The sequence below is a fragment of the Pseudomonas sp. F1_0610 genome, from assembly GCF_047470865.1.
Classification (GTDB): domain Bacteria; phylum Pseudomonadota; class Gammaproteobacteria; order Pseudomonadales; family Pseudomonadaceae; genus JAZDRH01.
This window is the reverse complement of the sequence record NZ_JAZDRH010000010.1, coordinates 78,582-101,361: the sequence shown is the minus strand read 5'-3', so window position 1 is coordinate 101,361 and position 22,780 is coordinate 78,582. Positions and strand designations below refer to the sequence as shown.

Annotated in this window: 19 protein-coding genes; 13 read left to right on the top strand and 6 right to left on the bottom strand. The window is 44.8% G+C overall.

Translation table 11 applies throughout. The features are described 5' to 3' along the window. Positions 1-45 precede the first annotated feature (45 nt). Positions 46-2,658: a bifunctional aconitate hydratase 2/2-methylisocitrate dehydratase gene (gene acnB, locus VQ643_RS07830; RefSeq protein ID WP_414199034.1), complete on the bottom strand. Its 2,613-nt coding sequence runs from the start codon at positions 2,656-2,658 to the stop codon at positions 46-48. 365 nt (positions 2,659-3,023) lie between these two features. Between acnB and VQ643_RS07825 the strand changes: the two genes are divergently transcribed. The 3 genes from VQ643_RS07825 (at position 3,024) to VQ643_RS07815 (ending at position 4,954) form a co-directional block, all read left to right on the top strand. Beyond that, the gene (locus tag VQ643_RS07825; protein WP_414199013.1) at positions 3,024-3,458 is read left to right on the top strand and encodes an HIT domain-containing protein; all 435 of its coding nucleotides are present in this window, start codon (positions 3,024-3,026) and stop codon (positions 3,456-3,458) included. Continuing rightward, entirely contained in the window at positions 3,455-3,664 is a 210-nt protein-coding gene (locus tag VQ643_RS07820) for a SlyX family protein (protein ID WP_414199011.1), read from the top strand. Before VQ643_RS07825 ends, VQ643_RS07820 begins: the two co-directional genes overlap by 4 nt. A 558-nt stretch (positions 3,665-4,222) precedes the next feature. Further along, positions 4,223-4,954 (top strand): hypothetical protein, encoded by a 732-nt coding sequence (locus VQ643_RS07815; protein ID WP_414199009.1) that lies wholly within the window; start codon positions 4,223-4,225, stop codon positions 4,952-4,954. 319 nt (positions 4,955-5,273) lie between these two features. Here the strand turns inward: VQ643_RS07815 and VQ643_RS07810 are convergent, their stop codons facing one another. Continuing rightward, positions 5,274-6,200, bottom strand: coding sequence for a LysR family transcriptional regulator (locus VQ643_RS07810; protein WP_414199006.1), 927 nt, complete (start codon positions 6,198-6,200; stop codon positions 5,274-5,276). A gap of 96 nt (positions 6,201-6,296) precedes the next feature. Here VQ643_RS07810 and VQ643_RS07805 point away from each other — a divergent pair, with 96 nt between their 5' ends. Next, a complete protein-coding gene (locus VQ643_RS07805; RefSeq protein WP_414199005.1) occupies positions 6,297-7,073 on the top strand; it encodes a ferredoxin--NADP reductase in 777 nt (258 codons plus the stop codon). Positions 7,074-7,187: 114 nt separating this feature from the next. Next, on the top strand, positions 7,188-7,628 hold the full coding sequence (locus VQ643_RS07800; RefSeq protein WP_414199004.1) for a hypothetical protein: 441 nt from the start codon (positions 7,188-7,190) through the stop codon (positions 7,626-7,628). Between the two features lie 63 nt (positions 7,629-7,691). Here the strand turns inward: VQ643_RS07800 and leuA are convergent, their stop codons facing one another. Continuing rightward, complete coding sequence (gene leuA, locus VQ643_RS07795; RefSeq protein WP_414199003.1) at positions 7,692-9,377, bottom strand: 2-isopropylmalate synthase; 1,686 nt, start codon at positions 9,375-9,377, stop codon at positions 7,692-7,694. Between the two features lie 343 nt (positions 9,378-9,720). Here leuA and VQ643_RS07790 point away from each other — a divergent pair, with 343 nt between their 5' ends. Both VQ643_RS07790 and VQ643_RS07785 read left to right on the top strand, forming a co-directional pair. Next, positions 9,721-10,146 carry a DUF2946 domain-containing protein gene (locus VQ643_RS07790; protein WP_414199002.1) on the top strand — a complete coding sequence of 142 codons (426 nt, stop codon included), beginning with the start codon at positions 9,721-9,723 and terminating at the stop codon, positions 10,144-10,146. A 38-nt stretch (positions 10,147-10,184) separates the two neighbouring features. Next, entirely contained in the window at positions 10,185-12,218 is a 2,034-nt protein-coding gene (locus VQ643_RS07785) for a TonB-dependent copper receptor (protein WP_414199001.1), read from the top strand. Positions 12,219-12,276: 58 nt separating this feature from the next. Here VQ643_RS07785 and VQ643_RS07780 read toward each other — a convergent pair whose 3' ends face one another. The 3 genes from VQ643_RS07780 to xseA all read right to left on the bottom strand — a co-directional run bounded on the left by VQ643_RS07780 (position 12,277) and on the right by xseA (position 15,852). After that, a complete protein-coding gene (locus tag VQ643_RS07780; protein WP_414198999.1) occupies positions 12,277-13,533 on the bottom strand; it encodes a mechanosensitive ion channel family protein in 1,257 nt (418 codons plus the stop codon). Between the two features lie 105 nt (positions 13,534-13,638). Then, positions 13,639-14,457, bottom strand: a complete 819-nt coding sequence (locus VQ643_RS07775) for a peptidoglycan DD-metalloendopeptidase family protein (protein WP_414198997.1) — start codon at positions 14,455-14,457, stop codon at positions 13,639-13,641. Between the two features lie 12 nt (positions 14,458-14,469). Further along, positions 14,470-15,852, bottom strand: coding sequence for an exodeoxyribonuclease VII large subunit (gene xseA / locus VQ643_RS07770; protein WP_414198995.1), 1,383 nt, complete (start codon positions 15,850-15,852; stop codon positions 14,470-14,472). Between the two features lie 136 nt (positions 15,853-15,988). Between xseA and guaB the strand changes: the two genes are divergently transcribed. The 6 genes from guaB to repC all read left to right on the top strand — a co-directional run bounded on the left by guaB (position 15,989) and on the right by repC (position 22,698). Next, on the top strand, positions 15,989-17,461 hold the full coding sequence (gene guaB / locus VQ643_RS07765) for an IMP dehydrogenase (protein WP_414198994.1): 1,473 nt from the start codon (positions 15,989-15,991) through the stop codon (positions 17,459-17,461). Between the two features lie 86 nt (positions 17,462-17,547). Continuing rightward, positions 17,548-19,128 carry a glutamine-hydrolyzing GMP synthase gene (gene guaA / locus VQ643_RS07760; RefSeq protein WP_414198992.1) on the top strand — a complete coding sequence of 527 codons (1,581 nt, stop codon included), beginning with the start codon at positions 17,548-17,550 and terminating at the stop codon, positions 19,126-19,128. Positions 19,129-19,433: 305 nt separating this feature from the next. After that, complete coding sequence (locus VQ643_RS07755) at positions 19,434-20,636, top strand: tyrosine-type recombinase/integrase (RefSeq protein ID WP_414198991.1); 1,203 nt, start codon at positions 19,434-19,436, stop codon at positions 20,634-20,636. A gap of 147 nt (positions 20,637-20,783) precedes the next feature. Continuing rightward, positions 20,784-21,005, top strand: coding sequence for a helix-turn-helix transcriptional regulator (locus VQ643_RS07750; protein WP_414198990.1), 222 nt, complete (start codon positions 20,784-20,786; stop codon positions 21,003-21,005). Between the two features lie 27 nt (positions 21,006-21,032). After that, the gene (locus VQ643_RS07745; RefSeq protein ID WP_414198989.1) at positions 21,033-21,827 is read left to right on the top strand and encodes a helicase RepA family protein; all 795 of its coding nucleotides are present in this window, start codon (positions 21,033-21,035) and stop codon (positions 21,825-21,827) included. After that, positions 21,814-22,698, top strand: a complete 885-nt coding sequence (repC, locus tag VQ643_RS07740) for a replication protein C, IncQ-type (RefSeq protein WP_414198988.1) — start codon at positions 21,814-21,816, stop codon at positions 22,696-22,698. The genes VQ643_RS07745 and repC overlap by 14 nt, the downstream gene beginning before the upstream one ends. Positions 22,699-22,780 lie beyond the last annotated feature (82 nt).

Sequence of the window (22,780 nt, the reverse complement as noted above, 5' to 3'; positions counted from 1 at the left end):
GTAAGAGTAATAGGTAGCACTAAAGCGTCGCATTAAAGCGAGGTATTACTTCACTTCTACTACAGGAATCTGTGCGTTAGCAGCAGCTTCTTGGTATTGCGCAATTTGGTCGAAGTTTAGGTAGCGGTATACATCAGCAGCCATAGTGTCGATGTTTTGCGCGTACTGCATATATTCTTCAACGGTTGGCAGTTTACCAAGAATTGAGGCTACCGCTGCAAGTTCGGCAGAGGCTAGGAATACATCAGTTGAATCGCCTAAACGGTTCGGGAAGTTACGTGTAGAAGTTGAAACTACAGTTGCACCTGTTTTCACACGTGCTTGGTTACCCATACATAATGAACAACCTGGCATTTCCATACGCGCACCTGCACGACCATAAATACCATAGTAACCTTCTTCGGTTAATTGGTATTGGTCCATACGAGTTGGTGGTGCTAACCACAAGCGAGTAGGGATACCGCCTTTAACTTTCTCTAGCAGTTTACCTGCTGCGCGGAAGTGACCGATGTTGGTCATACATGAACCGATGAATACTTCATCGATAGTACGGCCAGCTACGTCTGAAAGTAGGCGTGCATCATCTGGGTCATTTGGTGCGCAAAGTACAGGCTGCTTAACTTCTGCTAGATCAATTTCGATCACCGCAGCGTATTCAGCATCAGCGTCTGCTTCTAGTAGCTCAGGTTTTGCTAACCAAGCTTCCATTTTTTTCGCACGACGTTCTAGAGTACGTGCGTCACCATAGCCTTCTGCAATCATCCAGCGTAGCAGGGTGATGTTAGAGCGTAAGTATTCAGCAATTGAATCTTCAGGAAGTTTAATAGTACAACCTGCAGCTGAACGCTCAGCAGAGGCATCAGAAAGTTCAAATGCTTGCTCTACGGTTAAGTCAGTTAGACCTTCGATCTCAAGGATGCGACCTGAGAAGATATTTTTCTTACCTTTCTTCTCAACAGTCAATAGACCTTGTTGGATCGCATAGTAAGGAATTGCATGTACAAGGTCACGTAAAGTGATGCCAGGTTGCATTTTACCTTTGAAGCGAACCAATACAGATTCCGGCATATCTAGTGGCATAACACCAGTAGCCGCAGCGAAGGCTACAAGGCCAGAACCTGCAGGGAACGAAATACCGATAGGGAAGCGAGTATGTGAGTCACCACCCGTACCTACGGTATCAGGTAGTAGCATACGGTTTAACCAGCTATGGATAATACCGTCACCAGGGCGTAGAGATACACCGCCACGGTTGCGAATGAAATCTGGCAATGTGTGGTGAGTGTTTACGTCAATTGGTTTTGGATAAGCAGCAGTGTGGCAGAAAGACTGCATAACTAGGTCGGCAGAGAAACCTAAGCAAGCTAAGTCTTTTAGCTCATCGCGAGTCATTGGGCCTGTAGTATCTTGTGAGCCTACAGTGGTCATTTTAGGTTCACAGTAAGTACCAGGACGAACGCCTTGGCCTTCTGCTAAACCACATGCACGACCTACCATTTTTTGCGCTAGAGTAAAGCCTTTACCGCTATCAGCTGGTGCTTCTGGTTTTTTAAATAAATCAGAAGGCCCCATGCCTAATTCAGCACGTGCTTTTTCAGTTAAGCCACGGCCAATAATTAGCGGAATACGACCACCAGCACGTACTTCGTCTAAAAGTACATCAGTTTTTAGTTCAAAGTTAGTTACTAACTCATCAGAACCGTGACGGCGCACTTCACCTTTGTATGGGTAAACGTCAATAACGTCGCCCATGTTTAGGTTGGTGCAGTCAAACTCTACAGGTAATGCGCCTGCATCTTCCATTGTGTTGTAGAAGATAGGGGCAATTTTGGTACCAAAGCAGAAACCGCCCGCGCGCTTGTTAGGCACATTCGGAATGTCATCACCAAAGAACCAAAGCACAGAGTTAGTAGCTGACTTACGAGAAGAACCCGTACCTACAACGTCACCTACATAAGCAACTGGGAAACCTTTAGCTTTGATTTCTTCAATTTGCTTTAGTGGACCAACGCTGCCTGGTTGATCGGGATTAATACCTTCACGCGTCATTTTTAGCATCGCTAAAGCGTGTAAAGGAATATCAGGACGGGACCAAGCATCAGGTGCAGGAGAGAGATCGTCAGTGTTGGTTTCACCAATCACTTTAAATACGCTCAGCGTGATTTTCTCAGCTAGTGCTGGGCGGTTTTTGAACCACTCGCCTTCAGCCCAAGAAGTCATTACTGCTTTAGCATTAGCATTGCCTGCTTTTGCTTTTTCAGCTACGTCATGGAATGAATCAAACATTAACAACGTATGTTTTAGTTGCTCAGCGGCTAGTGACGCTAATTCAGCGCTGTCTAGTAACTCAACTAAAGTTGCAATGTTGTAACCACCTTGCATAGTGCCAAGCAGCTTTACTGCATGCGCTTTGTCAATGAGTGGGGAAGTGACTTCGCCTTTAGCAACGGCTGATAAAAAACCTGCCTTAACGTAAGCGGCCTCATCCACCCCAGGTGGTACGCGGTCAGTGATAAGTTCTAGTAAGAACGATTCTTCACCAGCCGGTGGATTTTTTAGAAGCTCAACTAAACCAGCGGTTTGTTCAGCATTCAACGGCTGTGGGACGACGCCCTGTGCAGCACGTTCTGCTACATGTTTGCGATAGGCTTCAAGCACAGTTATACCCTCATCAGTGGTCTCTAACAGAGACGCTTTTCCAGAAGCTGTTTTCAAAGTTTTACGTTGTAGTGGCAGAGAGTCTGCCACTAGACAGAAGCGGGTATGTGCTGCGCGTGACGCTTTGAAAACAGCTTCGGTTCAGATGTATTTACTAATAAAATAGCCTGACTATTCTATGCCAAATAGCAAATAAAGTTAAGGGGCGATATTGGCAAAGCGCTGCTCCAAAGGTATTAATTCAAAGACGTTTTTTGTAAATGACTCTCGTTTTGGCTGCTATTTTAGTTGAATGAGAGGGCTTTTTTATAATGATTGAGCTTGCTAAGCTATGATTTGCATCTTGTATTGAATAAGAGGTGGTTATGTTTGAGTTGGACGCGCGTTTACAAGCCGACACACTTTTGGTGGGTGATTTTAAATTGTGCCGTTTATTGCTGATGAATGATAACCACTATCCGTGGTTTATTTTAGTACCTAAGCGCCGCAACCTTACAGAGGTTTTTCAGCTAAAAACAGAAGATCAAGAACAGATGTGGCGTGAAGTTTCCGCCTTTGCTGAAACCTTGAAAGATACCTTCAATGTGGAAAAAATTAATATTGCTACCTTAGGCAATGTAGTAAGCCAATTACATATTCATGTGATTGGGCGTAAAACTACAGACGCAGCATGGCCTGGACCAGTATGGGGTAAGGTAGAAGCCCAAGCTTACTCGGCAGAGCAAATGAAAGTTGTTTGTGAGAAATTACGGATGGCACTAACTGAAAATTTCGAGTTTTTAAATAAGGTCGCCCAATGAGTTTAGAAGAGCAGGTGGTAGAACTTGAGATGCGTTTGGCCTTTCAAGATGACACCATTGCCGCTTTAAATGATGTGATTGTGCAGTTGCAACTTCAAATGGAACGCATGCAGCAGCAAATAAAAGTGCTGCATCAACGCCAAGAGGAGTCGCGTAGTTTTGCGATTACGCCAGCTGGGCAGGAACCACCACCACCGCATTATTAAACAAAAAAGGATGCTAAAAAGCATCCTTTTTTGTACTTAAGTATCCATTCTGTATAAGCTGCAATTGCTTACTTGTCTCAAGTAGAGTGCTAGATATCAAATTAACTGAATAATAAAACTAATCTACAACTAAATGACTTTGTTTTAAATAAAAGAATATACTAAGTTAGGGTGTTTTATTTAATTAAGATGCTCAGTATGTTAACATCAAGCTAACACTAGATAGTGGATAGAAACTTCAAAAGAAACTAGCTTTTAAATTATAAACTAACAGCTAGTAGTTATGTGTTTGACTTCATAGCTAGTGTATTGTTCCCTATAATTAATTGTGTTATATCGGCTGCATCAACAGAGACGCCATGGTAGTGGGCAATGATAGATAAAGCATGGAGAGAAGTGCAGGGATTCATAGTTATAAATAGTTGAGTTAAGTCATTTTTAGTATAAGCGTGCAACTTGATTTTAGCGCATGTTCAGCTAATGTACAGTTTTTGATTTTAGCAGAACGCTTTTATTGATTTATTGCGTTGAGTCGACACTGAAAAAGATAGGATTGATATGAAACAGAGAATTTGGGCTGCAAAATTTATGGATGGAACAATCTCAGTCAAAGCAGATATTGCGGTTAGCTATCCTGATTTACTGGATGCTAGAAGAGAGTATGAGCTCTTGAGGAAGTATGCAAATAGCACTGCAACAGATGATGAAAAAATAGAATTTAATCATATAACTGATGAGTATTTTAAAACTTTTCATGATGTTTTTCGGTATAAAGAAAAAATTCCAGAAAAATATGCGCCAGTAAGTTGCTATTTAACGGGTGCTCTTACAAGAAACAACCTAGCGAAAAACTTAAAAAGATCAATATTTAGAGGAGTGCATGCTGATTATATTTGTAATGAGGCATCTGCGAATGCCTTGTTAAGTGTGCGCTTGGGAGAAAGTCAGTTATTTAAGATGAATGTTTTTGATAAAAAAAATACAGTTATTGAGGGATTTTATTTATATAGATTTCATCCTTTTGAACAGCGGAGATTTGTTGTTGAGCAGTCATTAATTGATATCGGTTTAACAAAAAAAAATCTGCCTAGCAAATATGCTCTATTTTATAAAAATATTAAAACTAATGATATTGTTTTAACTAGTGATGCTTTGAATTGTACTGTTGATATTTGGCAAGATCCAATTGTAGAGAGCATGTTGTTTTTAACTGATACCTTAAAAGAAAAGCTAGAAGAAGCGGGTGTTGCAAAAACTTGGAAGTTAATTGAGTGTAAAATACAAGCTTGATCAACAGGTTTTAATATCTAGTGTTCTCGCATTATGATGTTATGCGTTAGAATATTAGTGGTTTTTACTTTAGATTCTAGCAGACAGTGTTGTGTTTTTTAAATTTTCTTTATTGGTGTTATTCTAGTGGCAAGTAGTTGTTTTGTATATAGTGGTATTGTTCATCTAAAGGCTAAGTATAGAGTAAAATAATAAATAATTATACTACTTTAAAAGGCTAGCTATTAACAGTGGTCTAATTATTATTACGTCAGAGTGTCTTATTCAAAACAGCATCTTGAACCAGCCATAAATCGGCTATGAGCTGATTCAATCGCTTTTAAGCAATATTGGGAAGAGGGAAGTCTTGGCTTGCACTAATATGTTTTGTACGCGCTAAACAATAGTTAATGAATGTACGCATGCTTGAAAACTGATATTTATTTTTTGCCCAAATAAAAAAGAATTGTCGCTTTAAATCTAAATCAGGTGTTTCAATAGGCACCAAGCTGCCACGACGAAAAGCATCACGCAAGGCAAGCCGAGAAATACAGCTAATAGCTAATCCGCTTTCTACGGCGCGTTTAATAGCTTCTGTATGTTCTAACTCCATAGAAATATGTAACGGTTTGTGTAAGTGACGAATAGCGTGATCAAAGGTTTGTCGAGTTCCTGATCCTTTTTCACGCAAAATCCATGTGTGTTCTAAGAGTTCGTTTAAATCTGCCTTTTTCTGCTGCGCAAGAGGATGCTCAGGCGCACAAAAAACGACTAACTCATCGCTAATCCAAGGGAGTGTCTCAATATTAGGATTAGTCGATAAGCGCTCAATAAGAGCTAAATCTAGTTGATATTGGGCAACAAGATGCTCAATTTGCTCGCTATTTTGCACATGAAGGTTAATTTTGCAGCTAGTATGCTGCTGTATAAACTCGCCAATCAGTAATGTAGCTAAATAATTACCGATGGTCATAGTTGCCCCGATAGATAAGTCGGGAAGGGCGGTTTGCCCTTGTAATTCCTTATCTAGCATGGATGCATGTTCAAGCACAGCAATGGCTTGCGGTAATAGCTGTGTGCCTAATTTATTCAAAATTAAGCGTTTTCCAGCTCTGTCAAATAACTGACAGTTATATTGGCGCTCTAATTCGCCTAAGGCGCTGCTTGCAGCTGACTGAGACATCGCTAAGCTATAAGCTGCTTGCGAAATAGTTTGCAGTTGTGCCGTGGCTACAAATATTTCAAGTTGACGTAAAGTAAATCGCATATCCATTTTTTCGATAAGCTATATATTGAATATCAACTTAACAGATTGAACGCCGCTAAGTACACTAGTAGTAATGAGAATCATTGGAAATTAGATATGAGCAAATACAACACAGAACGTGTTACCGCTGTAAAGCATTGGAATGACGATTTATTTACCTTTCGTACGACTCGTAGCCCAAACTTACGTTTTGAAAACGGTCAGTTTGTCATGATTGGCTTAGAGGTGGATGGCCGTCCTTTAATGCGAGCCTATTCTATTGCTAGTCCAGACTATGCTGATTATTTTGAATTTTTCTCAATTAAAGTGCAAAACGGACCTTTAACATCACGTTTACAGCATCTTAAAGTAGGTGATGATGTAATCATTGGTAGTAAGCCAACAGGCACCTTAGTGCTCAGTGACTTAAAGCCAGGTAAGCATCTATATATGCTTAGTTCAGGCACAGGTTTGGCGCCATTTTTGAGCCTAATGGTTGATTTAAACATTTACGATATGTTTGAGAAAGTTATCATGGTTCATGGTGTACGCCACGTAAATGATTTGGCGTATTACAAAGAAATCTCTGAAGATTTGCCTAATCATGAATATTTAGGTGAGCAAATTCGCGAAAAACTCATTTACTATCCAACAGTAACGCGTGAGCCATTCCGTAATAATGGACGTTTAACAGACTTAATGCGCACAGGTAAGTTGTTTAAAGATATTGGCTTGCCGCCCATTAACCCAGAAGATGACCGTGCGATGATTTGTGGTAGTCCGTCTATGCTGAAAGATACATGTGATGTGTTGGATAGTTTCGGCTTGAAAATATCACCTAAGCGTGGAATTCAAGGCGATTACCTGATTGAACGTGCTTTTGTTGAGCAATAGAAAAAGCTGAACTATGGCTAAATAAACCCAGTGATTTTCACTGGGTTTTTTTTATATTCCTTCTACATTGTATAAAATAAATTTCCAATATATTTATATAAATGCAGGGCTGTTATGTTAGCCAAAGATTTTTTTTCGCGATCGGGTCTTATTTTAGCGCTTAGTTTAGTAGTTGGCTTCATTCTAGTCGTAGATGCGTATCGAGGATATTTTTCGGTAACAAGCTACTTTCTACCTTTTTTGATGTATATCTGGCTGCCGCAGTTAGCTGTAGTGGGCGTTTTATTATTTTTTCGACCTAAAATGATTTTTTTAGCTGGCGTATCTTTGGCCATGGATATTTATCTAGCTGTATTGACGCGTTTAGCATTGGCAGAAGCAGCATTCTGGGTAACCTATTTAAGTTCGTTTTTGGGGATATTCTTGGGCGCTTATGCTGGATTAATGTTTTTGCGGATGCAGCAGAAAAAACAATTATGGCTAACATTTGTGTCCGGCTTTTTGGGCACAGGGCTGGGGATATTGGCAGGGTTTTTATTGCTGGTACGTTTATAGTTTACTGAGTGGCTATGAATAACAAGCCCCGCAAAAGCAGGGCTTGTTATATCTAGCTAGCTATTAAGCATTTACAGCTTGCGCCATGCTAATACTTTGTGCAGCCAAGGCTCGGTTTAAGCCGCTGAATAAAGCGTTAATACTGGCAGTGGTAATGTTCTCGTCAATGCCTACGCCAAATACAGGGCGATTCTGGCCAATACGTAATTCAATAAAGGCAGCTGCTTTGGCATTACTGCCTGCGCCAATGGCATGCTCATTGTAATCCATTACTTCTACTTCAATAGGTAAACAAGCAGCTAATGCCTCAACAGGCCCTTTGCCTTCACCTTTCCAAGTGCTGATTTGTCCATTTTTTTGCACCTGTAATTCAATAGCACAGTGCCCGTTTTCTTGTTGGATGCGGTGACCCTTTAAGCTAAAGGGTGAGTTAGCTTGTAAATATTCACTATCTAATAATTTGAATATTTGAGTTGCTGTTACTTCTTCACCTAAACGATCCGTTTCATTTTTCACAACGGAGCTAAATTCGATCTGCATACGACGTGGCAAGCTGATACCGTATTCTTGCTCTAATAAATACGTAACCCCACCTTTGCCCGACTGGCTGTTAACGCGAATCACAGCTTCATAGTCGCGACCAATATCAGCAGGGTCTATAGGTAAGTAAGGTACCTCCCAAACGGCATCTGCTTTTTGCTTACTAAAGCCTTTGCGGATGGCATCTTGGTGAGAGCCAGAAAAAGCAGTGTGAACCAAATCACCAGCATAAGGATGGCGAGGATGGACTGGAATTTGGTTGCAGTCTTCAACAACCTTGCGCACAGCATCAATATCAGAAAAATCTAATTCAGGGTCAATACCTTGGGTGTATAGGTTTAACGCCAAGGTTACTAAGTCCACGTTACCTGTACGTTCGCCGTTACCAAACAAGCAGCCTTCAACACGGTCGGCCCCTGCTAATACGCCTAATTCAGCGGCAGCGACACCTGTGCCACGGTCGTTATGTGGGTGCAAGCTCACAATAATACTGTCGCGCTTATTTACTTTATTGCAAAAATTTTCGATTAAGTCAGCGTAAACATTAGGGGTTGTAACTTCCACTGTGGCTGGCAGATTGAAGATGATCTTGTTGTCTGGAGTAGGTTGCCATACTTCGGTGACTGCATTGCAGACCTCAATAGCAAACTCAGGTTCCGTCATGCTAAAGGTTTCAGGAGAGTATTCAAAAGTCCATTGGGTTTCTGGATACATGGCAGCGTATTTTTTGAATAGTTTGGCGCCTTCTACGGCAATATTTTTTACGCCAGCTTGGTCGGTATTAAAAACAATTTTACGAAAGCTTGGGCTAACAGCGTTATACAAGTGCACTATAGCTTTTTTTGCGCCTTTTAAAGATTCGAAAGTACGGGCAATTAAGTCTTCACGTGCTTGGGTTAATACTTGTATGGTGGTGTCGTCAGGAATATGTTGCTCTTCAATTAATTGACGTACAAAATCAAAATCAGTTTGCGAAGCCGAAGGGAATGCCACTTCAATTTCTTTTACGCCCACTGCGACTAAGGTTTTGAAAAAGCGCATTTTTTTAGCACTATCCATTGGCTCAATCAATGATTGATTGCCATCGCGCAAGTCAGAACTTGCCCAGATAGGTGCTTGAGTTAGCGTTTTGCTAGGCCAAGTGCGCTCAGGAAATTGAATAACAGGATGTGCATGGTATTTTTTTGAAGGATCTTTCAACATTGACATAACTAACACCTTAACGTTTTTAATTGAGTAAGTGGTTGTATACAGCTTAGTGTTAGCGCGGCAGTCGTTGGCTGACTAAGCACAAGGAAGTAAATTGTCGTCGCTGTATAAGAGTATGTGATGTATTCATGCGTAAAAAGATAAGATCACTTTTGTTTGATTTCAATATTTATTTTAAAATTGATGATTTATCTCAAAAATATATAAATTTAAGCAATTTTATTTCGATAAGGATCTAGGGGCTTGAGTTATTTGCTTAGGCGTCTTTATGTCGCAGCGCAAAATAAATCGAATTAGCTGATATATACTTCACTTTCACCTATCCATTATTTAGGGCTTCTGAGTGCAGAAAACTTCATATCAACAGACAGGAATCTGGCTTGGCTTATTTGCCATGCTGATGATTCATTTAGGTCCGTTGATATCTTCTGTACAGCTTTACAGTCAGCATCAGTTTCAAAGTTTTGAAGCCTTTGTCGCTGCAGTTGAGCATGCTAAGCATGAAATGGCGGAGAGCGCTGATCATCATGCTGTAATGGGGCACCATACAGCAGCCTACGGTGTTCCTGATTGGGTCAACCAGCTTGCTATGTGTGGTTACTGTGATCTACTTACAGTAAATCCACCATTAACTGTGGCTGTCTTTAATCATATTCCTTTTATACCTTCCAGCCCTAGGGTCGAATGGGTTTCAGAGCTGCCGTATGTCGCGCCGGCGCTTTGGACTACAGCCTATCCGCGAGCGCCTCCTGTCAATTTTATCAGTTAAAAAATCATTTAAATTTATAAAATTGATGGATATAGATAATGACGCAAACACATCATGGCGTAGTTGTGCGCCCAGTATTTACGTATAAAAAATTTAAGCTGAGCTTTTTAGCCGCGCATTTTGCATTATTTGGGGTCGCTGCCTTACCTGTTATTGCGCAGGCAAATAATAAAGTAGAGCTGCCTATTAGTGTGGTGACAGGTGTTGCTCAGCAGTCACCTATTATGGTGGTGACTGATCCGAAACAGCCTCGACAGCCTGTTCCCGCGAGTGATGCAGCGGATTATTTGAAAACTATTCCAGGTTTTGTGGCGAGCCGCAGTGGTGGTGTCAATAGCGATCCAGTATTTAGAGGGATGTTTGGTTCACGCATTAAAATGCTAACCAATGGCGGGGAAATGCTAGGCGCTTGTCCGGGCCGTATGGATGCGCCAAGTTCTTATATTAGTCCAGATAACTACGATAAGTTGACGGTGATTAAGGGGCCACAAAGCGTTAAATATGGACCTATGGGCTCTGCCGCTACAGTATTGTTTGACCGTGGTCCTGAAAGCTTTGAAGAGGCTGATTATCGTCTTGATGCAAGCATGCTCTATGGTACCCGTAATCGATTTGATAGCAACATTGACGGTGCTGTTGGTGGTAAAGAGGGGTATTTGCGTTTTACTGGAAATCGCTCTAAATCAGATGATTATTACGATGGAGATGGCAACCGTGTGCCTTCGCGATTCAATAAATGGAATGCGGATATGGCCATTGGTTGGACGCCAACAGATGACACTTTGTTAGAACTGACCTATGGCCAAGGTGATGGTGAGTCCCGTTATGCAGGGCGTGGTATGGATGGCACGCAGTTTGCTCGTGAAACGGCTGGACTACGCTTTAAGCAAGATAATATCAGTGATGTATGGAAGTCGTTTGAGGCGCAAATCTATTACAACTACGCTGACCACTTGATGGATAACTTCCGTTTGCGTCCATTCAATTCTGCTAAACCTATGTCAAGCAATGTTGACCGTAGAACTACAGGTATGCGTGTTAACAGCACCTTTGCTTGGGATGCGTTTGAGTTAGTCGTGGGTATTGATGGACAAACTAGCATCCACCGGAAACGTATGAGTTTTGGCTTTAATCATAATTACCGTCATATGAAGTGGAACAAAGACGCAGAAATGAGCCAGTACGGCTTGTTTGGCGAACTGACTTGGCGCGTGGCTGAAACGGATCGAGTTGTCACTGGCGTACGTGCTGACCGTCATAAAGCAAAAAGCACTTTGGCATCTAATGTCCATTATGGCGATCAACGTACAAAAACCTTACCAAGTGGTTTTGCCCGCTATGAGCATGACTTAAGTGCCATTAAAGCCACTACCTATATTGGATTAGGGCATGCTGAGCGCTTCCCTGATTATTGGGAGTTATTCAGTGGCGGGCCTAATGCGTTTAATCACATTAAGCCTGAAAAAACTACCCAGTTAGATTTTGGTATTCAATATAAAGAAGGGCCAATAGAGGCTTGGGCTTCGGGCTATGTAGGGCATGTCCAAGATTTTATTATCTTTAACTACAACCAAACAGGTAATCGTACCCAAGACAGTAATGTTAATGCGCGTATTTTTGGTGGAGAGTTAGGTGCTAGTTATCAATTTACTGCTGGGCTAAAAGGTGATGTCAGCCTTGCTTACGCCTATGGTAAAAATACCAGTGATGGCAAAGCTTTACCGCAAATTCCTCCATTAGAGGCGCGTTTTGCCTTGAATTACCAACAAGATAATTGGAGTACAGGCGCATTATGGCGGGTCGTAAATAAACAAACGCGTATTGATGAAGGGCATGGCACATTAATTGGTCGTGACTTTAACCGTACTTCTGGCTTTGGTGTCTTTGCAGTGAATGTGGCTTATCGTGTGAATGATAATTGGAAGCTAAGCACAGGCATTGATAATCTGTTTAACAAAACCTACACCGAGCATTTAAACCTAATGGGTAACCAAACTTTGTATGGTTACGCGACGGGTGCTGTTAAAGAAACAGGGCGTACATGGTGGATGCGTGTAGATATGAGTTTTTAGAGCGTATAGCTAATTAGCAAAGCCCACACTTATAAACTCTAAGTGTGGGCTTTTTTTATTAGTGATTAGATGGAGTATTTTTTGGGGCTAGTTGCTGCATATCGTATCCCGTTGGGTTTTGGAAAATACGCAAACCAAACTGTGGAGCAATCGCATAAAGATGATCGAAAATATCCGACTGAATACTTTCATAAGCGCCCCAAGCAGTGGTATTGGTGAAACAGTAAATTTCTAAGGGTAGTCCATCTGCTGTTGGGTTTAGCTGGCGCACCAAGAGCGTCATTTTTTGATGAATGTGTGGATGGTTTTTTAAATACCATTCAATATAAGCACGGAAGGTGCCTATATTGGTTAAATGACGCAGGTTAGCAGGATGGCATTCACCATCATGGCGCTGCAATAATTTGCTATTCCAAGCTTCTATCTCATCTTTTTTCGATTCAAAATAGGTTTCTAGCAATACGAACTGAGATAGACGCTGTTTTTCATCTTCGGTTAAAAAGTGAATGCTTTGCTGATCAATATACAGGGAGCGCTTGATGCGGCGACCACCGCTTTCGCTCATGCCGCGCCAGTTTTTATAAGATTCAGTAATGAAATTTTTGGTTGGAACTACAGTAATTGTTTTATCAAAGTTCTGAATTTGGACTGTGTGAAGTGCGATATCAATCACATCGCCATCAGCATTTTTCTGTGGCATTTCAATCCAATCGCCAACGCGTATCATGCCGCTGTTAGAAATTTGCACGCTAGCCACCAACGACAGGATGGTGTCTTGGAAAATCAGCATCATAACAGCGGCCATAGCGCCAATACCTGATAGTAAAATCACAGGTGATTTATCAATCAAGGCGGAGATCATCAAGATGGCAGCAATTAAATAAATAACTAGTTTAAGTACTTGAATGTAGCCTTTAATCGGCTTTAAGTGAGCATCTTTACGTTGATTATAGTTGTGGTTAACTATATTCAGTGCAGCGCCTAATGCCAATGCAAGGGTAAGAATAATAAAAGCGTTACATACATTTTGAATGATCTGTGTAATGACCTCTGGCAAGCCAGTAACCACCAAGCTGCCGTGATAAATAATGAGCGCAGGCACTACATTCGAAAGGCGTTTAACTAACCCAAAATCAGTGACATTTTGTTGCTGTAGGCGCTGGCTTAATGCTTTGTAAAAACCACGTACCAAAATGCGTTTAACAATAAAGTTGGCAATCATAGCCAGTAAAATAAAGCCAAAGCAAAAGAGTACGGTTTTTAATTGAGGGTAAGCTTCAAGCCAATTTAATGGTTGCTGGATAACCTCTTGCATAAAATCTCCAAAGTGATTGATCGAGTTGTGTTTTCTGTTGGGCAGGGTAACACATTCAGTTTTTAACTTTGGCGTTCTGGTTAAAGGAAATGTTCCTAATTATTATTAACGTTGAAATTTCCCAATAAAAATAGCAGGGTCAACACGCACTGCATTTAGGCTTACATTCCAGTGCAGATGCGGTCCAGTAGCGCGGCCGGTAGCACCTACTTTACCAAGTACGCCTTGGCGTGGAATTTCATCTCCTACCTTGACATTAATTTGTGATAAATGACAAAACATGCTGATTAGCCCTTGCCCATGATCAACAAAGACAGTATTGCCATTAAAAAATAAGTTGCCTGTCAAGATCACTTTCCCAGCCGCTGGTGCTTTAACAGCTGTTCCATGAGGTGCCGCTAAATCTAAACCTGAGTGTGGAGCGCGTTCCTCGCCATTAAAAAAACGGCGTAAACCAAAAGGGCTGGAGAGTCTAGCATTGACAGGCATGTCAAAGTAAAGATTGCTAGGCTGGCGCGGGCTAAAGGTATCATAGGCTTTCATTTGCTGGGCAAATTCACGCTCAATACGTGCCTGATTGCTATTGTCTGGGTTAACGTACTGCTTATTCTTTAAGGTAATACGTTGTTCAGTGTAGTTTTTATGTTCAACCTGAAAGCTCACTTTTTTCCCATCCACTTCAAGGCTATGTTGCCCTGCTTTGGCTGTCAGTGGTATGCCTACAATAGCAATCCAGCGTTTGTTGTCTTCGTTGATGACCAGTACAGGCTTATTGTTAAAACGCACTTTGGGTGCATGTGCTGTGATCAATGGTACAACAGCAACACCACCTTGCACTGGATGATGCAGTAAGCGGCTGATAAAACCTTCTGCATGTGCGCTGAGGCTAACAAATACTAAGAGTAGGCTGGCTAAAATACGCATTTGGAATCCTTCTTACTCGTTAAATAGTTGTGCTTGAGAGGGAGACTCGTCAGTTGTGCACACTTCAACTGCGATGCTGCCTTTGGCAAGGTGGGCAGTGAGCCGCTGCCCAACCGTGACAGTGTGTGCATCTTGTACACTCTTACCTTGTGCATCTAGCAAAATACTATAGCCACGGCTAAGTGTATTCAGTGGGCTAAAGGCTTGTAAGGTTTGTACTTTGGCGGCGAGCATTTGTTGCTTATGCGCGATAACTCGTGATAGCGCACTGTTTAAACGTTGATCAAGTTGTTGCACATTAGCGTGATAAGCCGGTAGTAGGCGCTTAGGATGGTAGGCTTGTAATTGGCTATTTAGATGCGCCAAGCTGTGCTTGTTGTGCTGTAAGTGCTGTTGCATACTGCGCTTTAGGCGTAATTCTAGATCATCCAAACGCTGTGCTTGTTGATCAAGCCGTTCTTTGGGGTGGCGCAAACGTGAGCGTAAATAATCTAGCCTTTGTTGCTGGTTGAATAACCAACGGCGTGTGCAACGCTCTAAACGGCTTTGTAGCATTTCTAATTGCCGCGCTAGATGGCTCATATCAGGAGCTAATAGCTCAGCTGCTGCAGAAGGTGTTGGGGCACGAACATCGGCTACAAAGTCGCTTATAGAAACGTCGGTTTCATGGCCAATAGCACTAACAATTGGTGTTTTGCAGGCAAATATCGCACGAGCAATAGCTTCTTCGTTAAAGCACCATAAGTCCTCTAAAGAACCGCCACCACGAGCCAGAATCAAGGCGTCAAACCCCGCATTATCGGCCAGCTCTAGTGCTTTAACCAGTTGAGGCGTTGCTTCTTTACCTTGCACTGGGCTGGCAATTAAAACCAACTCCACCTGTGGTGCGCGTCGAGCAAACACACTAATCATATCGCGAATAACCGCGCCTGAGGGGGAGGTGATAATACCAATGCGCTGAGGATGGCTAGGTAGAACTTTTTTATGGTTTTGAGCGAATAAACCTTCGGCATCAAGTTTTGTTTTTAGTGCTTCAAAAGCTAAGCGTAAGGCACCATCACCAGCAGCTTCTAAGCGTTCTAAAATCATTTGATAGTCGCCACGTCCTTCATAAATAGAGACGCGACCACAAACACGAACAGCTAAACCGTCGCGTAATATATTGCGTACTTTAGCTGCATTGTTTTTAAACAGCGCACAACGAATCTGTGCTTGGCTATCCTTTAATGTGAAGTAGATGTGCCCAGAAGAAGGCCGAGCGAGGTTCGATAGCTCGCCTTCAACCCACACTTGAGTAAATACGTCTTCTAATAAGTGCCTTGCGCGCTGGTTGAGTTGGCTTACACTAAGGATGTCTCGGTCAAGGCCAAGGCGGGTAAAAGGGTCAGTAAGCATAGGTTAACTTGAAAATCTGGCGGTAAATAAGAAAGGATAATAATACATCTGTTGAATTTATGCCTTTGTAGTTGAGAAGAATGCCTACTAGCGCTATAATAACGTGCTTCCATTTTCCCAGTGTGGGAGCACCATCATGCTGCGTATTAGTCAAGAAGCCCTGACTTTTGATGACGTCCTATTAACTCCAGGTTATTCTGAAGTTTTACCTAAAGATGTGAGTTTAAAAACTCGTCTTACCCGTGATATCGAACTCAATATCCCTTTGCTTTCTGCTGCGATGGACACTGTAACAGAGTCCCGCCTAGCTATTGCTATGGCTCAAGAGGGTGGTATAGGTATCATCCACAAGAATATGACCATTGAGCAACAAGCGGCTGAAGTACGTAAAGTAAAACGCCACGAAACTGCAATTGTTCATGATCCTGCAACAGTTTGCCCTGATATGAAAATCAGTGAGCTGTTAGCACGCGCTAAAGAGCTAGGTTTTTCGGGCTTCCCAGTAATTACAGGCGATAACCAGCTAGTAGGTATCGTTACTGGTCGTGACTTGCGCTTTATGCCAAATGCTGGTGATAGCGTCGCTGCTATCATGACGCCAAAAGAGCGCTTAATTACAGTGCTTGAAGGCACTTGCCTTGAGCAAATTAAAGAAAAACTGTACGAACATCGCATTGAAAAAATGCTGGTGGTAAACGAGCAGTTCCAATTGCGCGGAATGGTAACTTTCCGTGATATTGAGAAAGCAAAAAGCTATCCGCTAGCTGCCAAAGACAGCCAAGGCCGTCTGCGTGTTGGTGCAGCCGTAGGTACTGGTGCTGGTACTGAAGAGCGCGTAGCTGCCTTAGCCGCTGTAGGGGTTGATGTGGTTGTAGTAGACACCGCACATGGCCACTCAAAAGGCGTTATTGACCGTGTACGTTGGGTAAAACAAAATTTCCCACAAGTGCAGGTTATTGGCGGTAATATTGCCACCGCAGAAGCCGCTTTAGCGCTAGTTGAAGCTGGTGCTGATGCGGTTAAGGTTGGTATTGGTCCTGGCTCTATCTGTACTACCCGTATTGTAGCGGGCGTAGGTGTACCGCAGATTTCTGCTATTGCTAATGTAGCCACTGCATTAAAAGCAGCCGGCGTACCTATGATTGCAGATGGCGGTATTCGTTTCTCTGGCGACTTGGCTAAAGCTATTGCCGCTGGTGCTAATGCTGTAATGATGGGATCAATGTTTGCTGGTACTGAAGAAGCACCAGGTGAAATTGAACTCTTCCAAGGGCGTTCATATAAGTCTTACCGTGGTATGGGTTCATTAGGTGCAATGGCTCAATCACAAGGCTCATCAGACCGTTATTTCCAAGATGCGAATGCTGGCGCTGAAAAATTAGTACCAGAAGGCATTGAAGGTCGCGTACCTTATAAAGGCGCAATGGGTGCTATTGTCCACCAATTAATGGGTGGACTACGCGCAGCCATGGGTTACACAGGCAGTGCAACCATTGAAGATATGCGTACTAAGCCAGAATTTGTACGCATTACGGGTGCAGGTATGGCAGAATCTCACGTACATGACGTACAGATCACCAAAGAAGCACCAAACTACCGTGTGGGCTAAGTTCCACAGGTAATTGCTTATAGATAAACCGCCGCCGAGGCGGTTTGTCTTTTCTTGTTTAAAAACTTATTACTGAGAACATCCTCATGGCTGCTCAAGATATTCATGCTCACCGAGTTCTTGTATTGGACTTCGGCTCACAATACACCCAATTGATCGCACGCCGCATTCGTAGCATTGGTGTGTATTGCGAAATTCATCCATACGATGTTGATGAATCTGTTATTCGCCAATTTAACCCTCGTGGCATTATTTTATCTGGCGGTCCTGAATCTGTGCACGAAGCGGGCAGCCCTCGCGCACCGCAATACGTATTTGATAGCGGCCTACCATTACTTGGCATTTGCTATGGCATGCAAACCATGGCAGAGCAACTTGGCGGCGCTGTACAAGGTAGCGAGGTGCGCGAATTTGGCGCTGCTCGTGTTGATGTTGTTGCCGCTAGCCGTTTGCTAGATGGCTTGCGTGACGCCGCTACTAATGAATCGGCTGAAGGCTTAGATGTCTGGATGAGTCATGGCGATAAAGTGACACGTATGCCAGCAGGTTTTGAGCTTATCGCGAGCACACCAAGCTGTCCTATTGCAGGTATGCAGCTTGCTGCTAAAAACTACTTTGGCGTACAGTTCCATCCAGAAGTAACGCATAGCAAACAAGGTGAAGCATTACTGAAACGCTTTGTGGTTGATATTTGTGGTTGTGAAGCGCTTTGGACACCTGCCAATATCATTGAAGATGCTGTTACCTCTATTCGTGAGCGTGTGGGGCAGCGCAAAGTACTCTTAGCGCTATCTGGCGGAGTAGACTCTTCTGTTGTGGCTGCTTTATTGCATCGAGCAATCGGCAAGCAGTTAACCTGCGTATTTGTTGATCATGGACTAATGCGTCTTAATGAAGGCGACCAAGTAATGCAAATGTTTGCAGAAAACATGGGCGTTAATGTGATTCGTGTAAATGCCGAAGATCGCTACATGAAACTGCTTGCAGGTGTTAGCGATCCTGAGCAAAAACGCAAAATTATTGGCCGTACTTTCATTGAAATTTTTGATGAAGAACAAGATAAGCTAGAAGGTATCGACTTTCTTGCACAAGGCACCATCTATCCTGACGTTATCGAATCAGCAGCCATCAAAAATGGCAAAGCCCATGTGATTAAATCGCATCATAATGTAGGCGGCTTGCCTGAGGATATGAAGTTCGAGCTCATCGAACCACTGCGCGAACTCTTTAAAGATGAAGTACGTAAACTAGGTGTTGAACTAGGTCTGCCGCATCATATGGTGTACCGTCACCCATTCCCAGGTCCAGGTTTAGGCGTACGTATTCTGGGTGAAGTGAAAAAAGAATATGCCGACTTGCTACGCCAAGCAGACCACATCTTTATTGAAGAGCTGCGCAAAGCAGGTTGGTACGATAAAACGAGCCAAGCCTTCGCTGTATTCTTACCCGTACGCTCTGTAGGCGTAGTAGGCGACGCCCGACGCTATGCTTGGGTGGTATCACTACGTGCAGTAGAAACCATCGACTTCATGACCGCCCGCTGGGCACACCTACCTTACGAACTGCTAGAAAAGGTATCAGGTCGTATCATCAATGAAATCGAAGGCATCTCCCGTGTTGTCTATGACGTATCAAGCAAACCGCCAGCGACTATTGAGTGGGAATGATCCCGCGTCTGGCACAGCCAGGCACCTGAAGGCATGAAAAGCCGATAAGCCCGCGTAATTGCGGGCTTTTTTGTATTTTCGTCTGGCATGATCTGGCAACAGGAGGAAGCACCAAGCACCGTTTGAGCATGGCATTAAAGCTGGTACTATCGACTGATGATGCCATGATTGATTCTGATACCATGCTGCTTTCTCTTATGTGTTCATGGTATTTGGTTTTACTAACTTGTTGTTTTTTATAGAAAAAACACTCTAAATTTGACGTTTTTTCAGCATGGTATCGAAAACGAAGAAGGACAAGGTACATGCTGACCGATACCAAGCTGCGCAATCTCAAGCCCAGGGACAAGCTCTACAAGGTGAATGACCGGGATGGCCTGTATGTTGCCGTCACGGTTGCTGGTGCTGTCTCGTTCCGCTACAACTACTCGCTCAACGGACGGCAGGAGACCATCACCTTTGGCCGCTACGGCGTTGGTGGCATCACCCTGGCAGAAGCGCGAGAGCAGTTAGGTGACGCCAAGAGGATGGTTGCGGCGGGCAAGTCACCGGCCAAGGAGAAGGCCCGCGACAAGGCGCGGGTCAAGGATGCAGAGACGTTCGGTGCCTGGGCCGAGAAATGGCTGCGCGGCTACCAGATGGCCGACTCCACCCGCGATATGCGCCGTTCAGTCTATGAACGCGAGCTGAAGCCGAAATTCAGCAATCAGAAGCTGGTGGAGATCACCCATGAGGACTTGAGGGCGCTGACCGATGCCATCGTCGAGCGAGGGGCACCGGCCACCGCCGTTCATGTGCGTGAAATCGTTATGCAAGTGTTTCGCTGGGCAACCGAGCGTGGGCAGAAGGTCGAAAACCCGGCGGAGCTGGTGCGCCCAACCAGCATCGCCCGATTCGAGCCACGCGACCGAGCGTTGACGCCAGAAGAAATCGGGCTGATGTATCAGTACATGGAGCGGGTGGGTACAAGCCCAACAAATCGTGCGGCGGCCAAGCTGCTTTTGCTGACCATGGTGCGCAAAAGCGAACTGACCAATGCGACCTGGAGCGAGATCAATTTCAGCGAAGCGCTGTGGACGATTCCCAAGGAGCGGATGAAGCGCCGTAACCCGCACCTGGTATTCCTGTCCCAGCAGGCTCTGGATATTTTCATTGCCCTGAAAACCTTTGCCGGTGGTTCCGACTTTGTTTTGCCATCACGGTACGACTCGGATGCGCCGATGAGCGCTGCCACACTCAACCAGGTGCTGACCCTGACTTACAAAGCGGCGCAGAAAGATGGGAAGTCACTTGCCAAGTTCGGGCCGCATGACTTGCGGCGCACAGCCAGCACGCTGTTGCATGAGGCCGGCTACAACACCGACTGGATTGAGAAGTGCCTGGCGCACGAGCAGAAGGGCGTAAGGGCGGTCTACAACAAGGCGGAATATCGTGAGCAACGGGCAGCTATGTTGCAGGATTGGGCGGATATGGTTGACGAGTGGACTTCGGGAGGCAATAAGGGTTGATGTTTTTGCTATCTTTGATAGCATTGAACTTGATGCCGTAACTTTATAAATAAGGCCGCCATTGGCATCGGGCTGGTCAATTACCGATTAGCTGCTTCGTGCAGCTACTCGATGAATAGCAACTATTCATTCGAGAGGTATTGACCCATGCAAATTATCAAGACGCTCATCAACAGGAAGAAGCTCCTGGAGATGATCCCGCTTTCGACACGAACAATTTATAACCTGGAGCAGCGGGGGGACTTTCCACGCCGTATCGCGCTAACCAGTAGGAATGTCGCCTGGGATTTGTCAGAGGTCGAAGAGTGGATTGAGGCACGGAAATCATCGGGTGATCAAGCTGCGCGACCTGGCCCTATAGAGGGCTAGTTATATGGCTCTTGATCTTATGGCGGCTTGCCGCCACCCATTGATTATGTTCTGCCTAATATGGTTGCAGGCACTGTTGGTGCTCTTGTATCGCCTGGTGGGGCTGGTAAATCCATGTTGGCCCTTCAATTGGCTGCACAGATTGCCGGCGGGCCTGATTTACTTGAAATAGGTGAGTTTCCCACCGGGCAAGTGGTCTATCTGCCTGCTGAAGATCCACCGTCCGCTATTCACCATCGTCTGCACGCCCTTGGGGCACACCTCAGCGCCGCAGAACGGCAAGCCGTGGCTGATGGTTTGCTCATTGAACCCTTGATCGGTAAATGCCCCAACATCATGGCTGCTAGCTGGTTAGATGCTCTCAAGCGAGCCGCTGAAGGTCGTCGCTTGATGATCTTGGACACTCTGCGACGCTTCCACATCGAGGAGGAGAACGCTAGTGGGCCGATGGCGCAGGTTATTGGGCGCATGGAGGCCATTGCCGCTGATACAGGCTGCTCCGTTGTGTTTCTGCACCACGCGAGCAAAAGCGCAGCCATGATGGGGTCGGGCGATCAACAGCAGGCCAGTCGTGGATCGTCCGTATTGGTCGATAACATTCGTTGGCAATCGTACCTATCCGCCATGACGCAAGGCGAGGCCGAGATACTGGGGGTCGATGATTGTCAGCGCGGGTATTTTGTCCGCTTTGGCGTCAGCAAGGCCAACTATGGCGCACCTTTTCAAGAACTCTGGTTTAGACGGCACGACGGCGGCGTGTTGAAGCCTGCTGTACTGGAGCGGCAGTGCAAGGTGAAAAGGAGGCAGCGTGAAGAGGCCTAAGCATGACCTGACCCACGTCCGACATGATCCCGCGCACTGTTTGGCACCTGGCCTGTTCCGCAGCCTCAAGCGTGGCGATCGCAAACGCTGCAAGCTGGACGTGACCTACACCTTTGGTGAGGACGAATCCATGCGTTTCGTGGGATTCGAACCTCTTGGGGCCGATGATATGCGTCTTTTGCAAGGCATCGTGGCGCTTGGCGGCCCGAACGGCATCTTGCTAACCCCGGAACCGACCAGTGAGACGGGGCGACAGCTACGGCTATTCCTTGAGCCTCGTTTTGAGGCCATTGAGCAAGACGGCTTGGTGGTGCGTGAGAGCCTGACCAAACTGCTCTCAGAAACGGGCATGACGGATAGCGGCGACAACATCAAGGCGCTGAAATCCAGCCTGCTACGCATGTCGAACGTCACCATCCTTGTGACGAAGGGACGGCGGCAAGCCGCGTTCCATCTGATGAGTCACGCTTTTGACGAGGCGGACGGCAGACTATGGGTTGCCCTGAATCCGCGCATTGCCGAAGCGATCCTGGGGCATCGTCCATATGCCCGTATCGACATGGCAGAAGTGCGGGTGCTACAGACTGACCCAGCACGGCTGATGCATCAACGGCTATGCGGCTGGATTGACCCCAGCAAGTCCGGGCGCGTAGAACTGGACACGCTTTGCGGCTATGTCTGGCCGGGTGAGGTCACCAACCCCAACACACTTAAAACACGCCGTCAGACTGCTCGCAAGGCTCTGGCAGAACTTGCCGCCGTGGGTTGGGTAGTAAACGAGTACGCCAAGGGAAAATGGGAAATCAAGAGGCCTGGCCACACGGCAACAACATCTGTTCACCGTCGTAACACCACCCGCCTACCGTCGTAACGTCACCCTTTCACCGTCGTAACGCCACCCGTCCTGATTTGAAAAACCCAGACGAGGAGCGGCTTTGCGGGCAGTTTGAGAA